The organism is Pedobacter cryotolerans, from assembly GCF_005116475.1.
GTDB lineage: Bacteria > Bacteroidota > Bacteroidia > Sphingobacteriales > Sphingobacteriaceae > Pedobacter > Pedobacter cryotolerans.
The window spans coordinates 38,091-45,867 of record NZ_SWBO01000018.1 but is presented as its reverse complement, the minus strand read 5'-3'; the positions used below and the strand labels follow the sequence as shown (position 1 = coordinate 45,867).

Genomic DNA, 7,777 nt, shown 5'->3' with positions numbered 1-7,777 from the left:
CATTTGAACATAGTAGTGGCATCAGTATTAAAGGCAAAACCAGGGTTCATAGAATGGCCAACAAGGAACTAAAAAGACTGTTGCATCTATGTGCATTATCTGCTATCCAATACAATCCAGAAATCAAAAATTATTACAACAGAAAAAAGGATGAAGGCAAGCATAGCATGGCAGTTCTAAATGCTGTTCGAAATAAAATAGTGCTTAGGGTAGCAGCTGTGGTAAAAAATCAAACGCCTTTCAAAAATAATTATAAAATGGCAGCATAATACTTGTATATATCATAACAATCATGCTGAGCTTGTCGAAGCACAAATACCGAAGCAATGGCGGGACTACATTTACCGAAGAATTACTACCACTGTTTTTCAAAATAATTAAAAGCATATCGGTTCCATTTTCCATCTTCCATCTTCCATTTTGCTTTTACTAACACAAATTATACAATTATATGCCTTTTGTATTTGACAATCTATTTCAATTAGCTTAAGTTTGCAACAAAAAAATAGATATAATGAGTGTTTTAGTAAATAAAGATTCAAAAGTAATTGTTCAGGGTTTTACTGGTAACGAAGGTACTTACCATGCTGAGCAAATGATAGCTTACGGTACAAACGTTGTTGGCGGGGTAACACCTGGTAAAGGCGGTCAGACACATTTAGATAAACCTGTATTTAATACAGTTAAAGATGCGGTTGATAAAGCTGGCGCTAATGTATCTATTATATTTGTACCTCCTGCATTTGCTGCAGATGCAATTATGGAAGCTGCCGAAGGCGGTATTAAAGTAATTGTTTGTATTACTGAAGGTATTCCAACTAAAGACATGATTGCTGTAAAATCTTACCTAAAAGGAAGAGATTGCCGTTTAATCGGTCCAAATTGCCCAGGTGTTATTACTGCTGATGAAGCTAAAATTGGTATTATGCCAGGTTTTATCTTTAAAAAAGGTACAGTTGGTGTTGTTTCTAAATCTGGTACTTTAACTTACGAGGCGGTAGACCAAGTTGTTAAAGCTGGTTTAGGTATTACTACTGCAATTGGTATTGGTGGTGATCCGATTATTGGAACAACGACTAAAGAAGCGGTTGAGTTGTTAATGAACGATCCAGAAACTGAAGGTATCATCATGATTGGTGAAATTGGTGGTGGTATGGAAGCTGAAGCTGCTTTGTGGATTAAAGAAAATGGTACTAAACCAGTTGTTGGTTTCATTGCTGGTCAAACAGCGCCTCCGGGACGTAGAATGGGCCATGCTGGTGCAATTGTTGGTGGTGCTGATGATACTGCTGCGGCTAAAATGAAAATTATGGCTGAGTGTGGTATTACTGTTGTTGAAAGCCCAGCTGAGATTGGTGCTGCAATGGCTACTTTATTGAAAAAGTAATTTTTAACCAAATATATTTTAAGAGCGTTTCGCATTTTTGTGAAGCGCTTTTTTTGTTTAGAAGAGGTTTGAGATGGGTGATAGTTAATAGCTGATGGTTCATAGTCTAGTTCATTCCATGGTCTATCAACTATGAACCTTCTTAACCAAAACCTTTACGCTTAAATGAAAATGATTAACCAGGTATTAATTATATTTGTTTTGTTTGTAAGTAAAATCTAAAACGAACGACAAAACGTATATTACTTACAAAACACACGAGATATGAAAACGATGATCAATAAAACATTTTTGGCACTTTGCCTGTTGATTTCTACAGGTTTAGTTGCATGTGCACAGAAAAAACAAGAGAAAGAAACCACTTCAAAAACGACCAAAAAAATGGAATACAATAAATTAACCAAAGAAGAAGAAGATGTAATAGTTCGCAAAGGAACTGAGTGGGCAGGTACAGGTAAATACGATAAGTTTTTTGAAAAAGGAACTTACATTTGTAAACGTTGTAATGCACCACTTTACGAATCGGATACCAAATTTGATGCACATTGTGGATGGCCAGCTTTTGATGATGAAATTAAAGGTGCGGTTAAAAAACACAGAGATGCAGATGGAAGTAGAACTGAGATTGTTTGTGCAAAATGCGATGCCCACTTAGGTCACGTTTTTGTGGGAGAAGGTTTAACAGCTAAAAATACGCGTCACTGTGTAAACTCAATTTCAATGACATTTGTGCCAGCTACAAAAAAATAAATAATCAATTAATTTGATTTTGGAATGCCTTAGCGAAAGTTAAGGCATTTTTTTTGTATTTCTTTACCCTAAATTTATTTCAGGGTCTTTGATGCTAAACAGATGAATTTCAGGATTAAAAATTTAGAAGAGTTATCTTTGGAAGTTTCGTCATGCTCAGCTTGACTGGGCATCGTAATGCGTTTAACGGGAGATAAGAATTAACCTCCTATAGCATTACGATTCCCGTTTTCACGGGAATGACGATCGAACAAAATTTTATTCTTCCAATCAATCTTTAATATCAATCTTGATACAGCCTGCAGATTTCTAAATCAAACTCATTCGTCTACAATATTTCACCAAATTCTCAATAAAAAAGGAATTTGTATATTTGCCATCCGCTTACTAAATAATATGAGGATAAAGTTAACAATTTTACTTTTTTTAGGTTTTGGGTTTTCTGTAGCTATAGCACAAGAAAACTTAACTAAACAACCTGATACGGTAGTAAAAACAATCTTCACTACCTACTACGCTAAAAAGTTTGAAGGCAGAAAAACCGCAAGTGGCGAAAGATACCGAGCAGCTAAATTTACTGCCGCTCACCTTAAACTTCCTTTTGGTACTATGGTTACCGTTAGAAATTTAGTTTCTGGAAAAACTGTTACGGTAAAAGTTAACGACCGAGGTCCGCATAGTAAGAAATTTTCGTTAGACTTATCACAGTCAGCAGCCAAAGCCTTAGGTATTTACAGGTTGGGTTATGCCAAGGTAGAGATCAGTTACGCTCGACCAAAATAATCTCAAAATATTTGCTGTTACAACACATTTTTTAAAATTATTAACACTCGTTTTATTTTACTAAGTGCTTAAAAAGAAATAATTAGCTTTTTATTGAGTTGTTTCTGACAAAAATCTGATTGAAAAACAGGCTTCTCCCAACAACATGTTAACAACTTTAAAGCGCAAAAAATCGCTCAACTTCTATATTTGTTAAACAAAGTTCTTTAAAAGAAACCACTCCAAATATTATTTAAGTACTTAATATTTAGTTGATTAAAAGCGGTGAAATTTTCAACGTTTTTATAATTCTGAAAACTAAATAGGTTTTTGTTGGCGGTTATATTTTTATAGAACTATTAAGAGTAAAGGTTTACTTCTGTTTGAAGTAAGTATTAAAGCAATTTCTAAACGTTATAAATTTTGAGCTAATGGAGAACGAGTTATTATTAAGAGAAAACAAAGACAGATTTGTGCTTTTGCCAATTAAGTATCCAGAAATTTGGGAGATGTACAAAAAGAGTGAAGCAAGTTTTTGGACAGCAGAAGAAATTGATTTGTCTGATGACCAAAAACATTGGGATAACTTAAATAGTGGTGAGCGTCATTTCATTTCTCATATTTTAGCTTTCTTTTCTGCTAGCGATGGTATTGTAAACGAAAACTTAGCTGTAAATTTTATGAGTGAGGTACAGTTACCAGAAGCTCGTTGTTTTTATGGTTTCCAAATTATGATGGAAAACATACATGCAGAAACTTACGCTTTGTTAATTGATACTTACATCAAAGATCCAGAAGAAAAAGACAGATTGTTTCATGCTATTGATACTGTTCCGGCAGTAAAAAGAAAAGCAGAATGGGCTTTGCGTTGGATAGATAATGGGAATTTTGCTGAGCGTTTGGTTGCTTTTGCTGCGGTAGAAGGTATTTTCTTTAGCGGTAGTTTCTGCTCAATTTTTTGGTTAAAAAAACGTGGGTTAATGCCAGGTTTAACGTTTAGTAATGAGCTGATTTCAAGAGATGAAGGTATGCACTGCGAATTTGCTTGTTTACTTTATAGCATGTTGGAGAATAAACTATCAGAAGAGCAAGTTCATGGTATTATTCGCGATGCGGTAGAAATTGAAAAAGAATTTGTAACGGATGCTTTACCAGTGAACCTGATTGGTATGAATGCAAAATTAATGCAACAATACATAGAGTTTGTAGCCGATAGATGGGTTGGAGAATTAGGTTATACAAAAATATATGGAGCTAGTAACCCATTTGATTTTATGGAGATGATTTCGCTGCAAGGAAAAACCAATTTCTTCGAAAAAAGAGTTGGAGATTACCAAAAAAGTGGAGTTTTGACTTCTACAGAAGATAAAGCGCAAGCTTTTTCTTTGGATGAAGACTTTTAGAAAGGTAAAATCATTGAATGATAGAAGGATTGAATGATAGAATTTGACAGGTTGCAAATATTCACTCATTCAAAATTCACTCATTCAAAATTAAATACTAAGGTTAGAAATGATAGAATTAGCAGGTATTCATTCATTCAAAACTCACTCATTCAAAATTAAAAAGAAGAATATAATAGGCTAAAACAGAAGGTTAGGGAGCTGTTTTAACCATAAAAAATAATTATTGAATTACAAGATTTAACATGTTTGATTTGTCTCAAATCTCACATCTCAAATCTAAAATCTGATTAAAATATGTTTGTAATAAAAAGAGATGGCCGCCAAGAAGTGGTAAAGTTTGATAAGATAACAGCTCGTATCGAGAAGTTGTGTTATGGTTTTAATGCCGAATTAGTAGATCCAATAGATGTTGCCAAAAAGGTAATTGAGGGTTTGTTTGATGGCGTTACAACCTCAGAACTTGATAATCTTGCAGCAGAAACGGCAGCCTCTTTAACTACAAAACATCCAGATTATGCTTTGTTAGCCTCTCGTATTGCGGTATCTAACTTGCATAAAAATACATTAAAGTCGTTCTCAAAAACGATGGAAATGTTGTACACTTACGTTGACCCAAAAACAGAAAAACCATCATCGTTAATTGCAGAAGATGTTTGGCAAGTTATAAAAGACAATGCCGACATTTTAGATAGTACAATTATTTATGATAGAGATTTTGGCTTCGATTATTTTGGTTTTAAAACATTAGAGAAATCTTACTTACTAAAAGTTAATGGTGTAATTGTAGAGCGTCCGCAACATTTGTTTATGCGTGTTTCTGTTGGTATTCACAAAGGTGATATCGATAGTGCTATAAAAACATATAACTTAATGAGCGAGCGTTGGTTTACACACGCTACACCAACCTTGTTTAACGCTGCAACGCCAAAACCTCAAATGTCATCGTGTTTCTTGTTAACCATGCAAGATGACAGTATCGAAGGAATTTACGATACCTTAAAGCAAACTGCTAAAATTTCACAAAGTGCTGGTGGTATTGGTTTAAGTATCCACAACATTCGTGCTACGGGAGCTTACATTGGCGGTACAAACGGCACAAGTAATGGTATTGTGCCAATGCTAAAAGTGTTTAACGATACTGCTCGTTACGTAGATCAAGGTGGAGGTAAACGTAAAGGTGCTTTTGCTATTTATTTAGAGCCATGGCATGCCGATATTTTCGCTTTCTTAGATTTACGTAAGAACCACGGTAAAGAAGAGATGCGTGCTCGTGATTTATTCTATGCACTTTGGGTTTGCGATTTATTTATGCAACGTGTTGAAGAAAATGGCGATTGGAGTTTATTCTCGCCAGATGAAGCGCCGGGTTTAGCTGATTGCCATAGCGAAGAATTTAACGAACTATATACACGTTACGAAAGAGAAGGAAGAGCTCGTAAAACAATTAAAGCACAAGAACTTTGGTTTGCTATTTTAGATTCGCAAATTGAAACTGGTACGCCTTATTTGTTGTACAAAGATGCAGCAAACAGCAAATCTAATCAACAAAATTTAGGTACAATTAAGTCTTCTAACTTATGTACAGAGATTATCGAATATACTTCTAAAGACGAAGTTGCGGTTTGTAACTTAGCTTCATTGGCTTTACCTCGTTTTGTAATTAATGGCGAGTTCGATCACCAAAAATTATACGAAGTAACTTACCAAGCTACTTTGAACTTGAATAAAATTATCGATTACAATTATTACCCAGTAATCGAAGCACAAAACTCTAACTTCCGCCACCGCCCGGTTGGTTTAGGTGTACAAGGTTTGGCAGATGCATTTATTTTATTGCGTTTACCATTCGAGAGCGATGCTGCTAAACAATTGAACAAAGAAATTTTCGAAACCATTTATTTTGCTGGTATGACAGCTTCGGCTGATTTAGCAGTTCAAAATGGACCTTACGAAACGTTTAAAGGTTCGCCACTATCTAAAGGTAAATTCCAGTTCGATTTATGGAATGTAACACCAGATAGTAACCGTTGGGATTGGAGTGCTTTACGTAAACGCGTAATGAAAACTGGTGTGTACAACTCATTATTGGTTGCACCAATGCCAACTGCTTCTACTTCTCAAATTTTAGGAAACAATGAGTGTTTCGAGCCATATACTTCAAACATCTACACTCGTAGAGTATTAAGTGGAGAGTTTGTGGTAGTAAACAAACACTTATTAAAAGATTTAGTTGCCCTAGGTTTGTGGACACCACAAATGAAAGACAGAATTATTTTAGCAAACGGATCGATCCAAGACATTGCTGAAATTCCAGATTATATCAAAGAATTGTACAAAACAGTTTGGGAGATCAAGATGAAAAACATCATCGACATGTCTGCTGATAGAGGTGCATACATTTGCCAATCTCAATCGTTAAACTTATTTATCAATGCGCCAAATACTTCAAAACTAACTTCAATGCACTTCTACGCTTGGAAAAAAGGATTGAAAACTGGTATGTACTACTTACGTACACAAGCGGCTTCTCAAGCGGTTAAATTCACAGTAGAAAATCAAGGTGGTAAAGCAATTGAAGCTGTAATTCCGGCAGAAATGACACAAGATCAAGTTGCAGAAGAAATTGTAGACGGACCAACTTGTTCAATGGAAGAAGGTTGCATTAGCTGTTCTGGGTAGTCTATTTGTCATTCTGAACGCAGTGAAGAATCTCAAAAATGAGATTCCTCGTTCCTCGGAATGACAAAATATATATTTAATGTAAGGTTCTGGACATAAAGTTCAGAACCTTATTTTTTGTTGCTATTTTTGTGAAAGATAGTCCATAGCTAATGGTCAATAGTTTGGATAACAGAGGCTCTCAACTATTAACCATTGACTAAAAAAATATGTCATCACATTCAAACCATAGCAAACACGAAATCATTCCCTGCGAACGTTGTGGAACCGCTATTGAGTGCAAGGCAAACTCTTATGCCAAATGCCAATGTAGTGTTGTTCAGCTCAGCATTAACGAAGTTCAGCATATCTCTGAACTTTATGATGGCTGTTTATGCGCTAAATGTTTGTTCGAGTTACAGCAAGAATATCGAGATACGTTAGTTTAGCTTACGAAGTCTCCAAAGCCAATGCGTCGCAAGACTTCGCCAGTTTTTTAATTAAACTAGCATTGTTTTTCTGAAAATGGCCGTAAGTTTTCCATCGCAATTTCAGTCCCGCTTTACTTACAGCCCCATAAAAAATGTGGCTTTCATCCAATCGGGTTTAATTTATTACGGTTGTAGGTCTTGGCAAATTGCAACCCCTCATAGTAGTACAAACCCAAGTTTAATAAACTGGATAGTAGTGGAAATACTTTTTTGTTTTTTTATCATACTCGTCATACCGAAATGAGGAACGATTGAGGTATCTGTAAGTTTGTGGTACGGACAAAACAGATTTCTCCCTGCGGTTCGAAAGGACGATAACAAAA

Annotated in this window: 7 protein-coding genes; all 7 read left to right on the top strand. The window is 35.3% G+C overall.

Annotated elements, in window-relative coordinates; genetic code table 11:
* A partial coding sequence (locus FA045_RS18265; RefSeq protein ID WP_136877602.1) for a transposase occupies window positions 1-269 on the top strand: 269 nt, incomplete at its 5' end.
* 245 nt (window positions 270-514) lie between these two features.
* Complete coding sequence (sucD, locus tag FA045_RS18260) at window positions 515-1,387, top strand: succinate--CoA ligase subunit alpha (protein ID WP_136878524.1); 873 nt, start codon at window positions 515-517, stop codon at window positions 1,385-1,387.
* Between the two features lie 264 nt (window positions 1,388-1,651).
* On the top strand, window positions 1,652-2,137 hold the full coding sequence (locus FA045_RS18255; RefSeq protein ID WP_136878523.1) for a methionine-R-sulfoxide reductase: 486 nt from the start codon (window positions 1,652-1,654) through the stop codon (window positions 2,135-2,137).
* Window positions 2,138-2,533: 396 nt separating this feature from the next.
* Window positions 2,534-2,920: a septal ring lytic transglycosylase RlpA family protein gene (locus tag FA045_RS18250; protein ID WP_136878522.1), complete on the top strand. Its 387-nt coding sequence runs from the start codon at window positions 2,534-2,536 to the stop codon at window positions 2,918-2,920.
* A 410-nt stretch (window positions 2,921-3,330) separates the two neighbouring features.
* On the top strand, window positions 3,331-4,302 hold the full coding sequence (locus tag FA045_RS18245; RefSeq protein ID WP_136878521.1) for a ribonucleoside-diphosphate reductase small subunit: 972 nt from the start codon (window positions 3,331-3,333) through the stop codon (window positions 4,300-4,302).
* A gap of 297 nt (window positions 4,303-4,599) precedes the next feature.
* Window positions 4,600-6,984: a ribonucleoside-diphosphate reductase subunit alpha gene (locus FA045_RS18240; protein ID WP_136878520.1), complete on the top strand. Its 2,385-nt coding sequence runs from the start codon at window positions 4,600-4,602 to the stop codon at window positions 6,982-6,984.
* 209 nt (window positions 6,985-7,193) lie between these two features.
* Window positions 7,194-7,412, top strand: coding sequence for a cysteine-rich CWC family protein (locus tag FA045_RS18235; protein WP_136878519.1), 219 nt, complete (start codon window positions 7,194-7,196; stop codon window positions 7,410-7,412).
* Window positions 7,413-7,777 lie beyond the last annotated feature (365 nt).

What these genes read in the sequence shown, in the direction of transcription:
- FA045_RS18245 (WP_136878521.1), top strand. Translation starts at nt 3,331, where the DNA reads ATGGAGAACGAGTTATTATTAAGAGAAAACAAAGACAGATTTGTGCTT.
- FA045_RS18240 (WP_136878520.1), top strand. Translation starts at nt 4,600, where the DNA reads ATGTTTGTAATAAAAAGAGATGGCCGCCAAGAAGTGGTAAAGTTTGAT.
- sucD (WP_136878524.1), top strand. Translation starts at nt 515, where the DNA reads ATGAGTGTTTTAGTAAATAAAGATTCAAAAGTAATTGTTCAGGGTTTT.
- FA045_RS18235 (WP_136878519.1), top strand. Translation starts at nt 7,194, where the DNA reads ATGTCATCACATTCAAACCATAGCAAACACGAAATCATTCCCTGCGAA.
- FA045_RS18250 (WP_136878522.1), top strand. Translation starts at nt 2,534, where the DNA reads ATGAGGATAAAGTTAACAATTTTACTTTTTTTAGGTTTTGGGTTTTCT.
- FA045_RS18255 (WP_136878523.1), top strand. Translation starts at nt 1,652, where the DNA reads ATGAAAACGATGATCAATAAAACATTTTTGGCACTTTGCCTGTTGATT.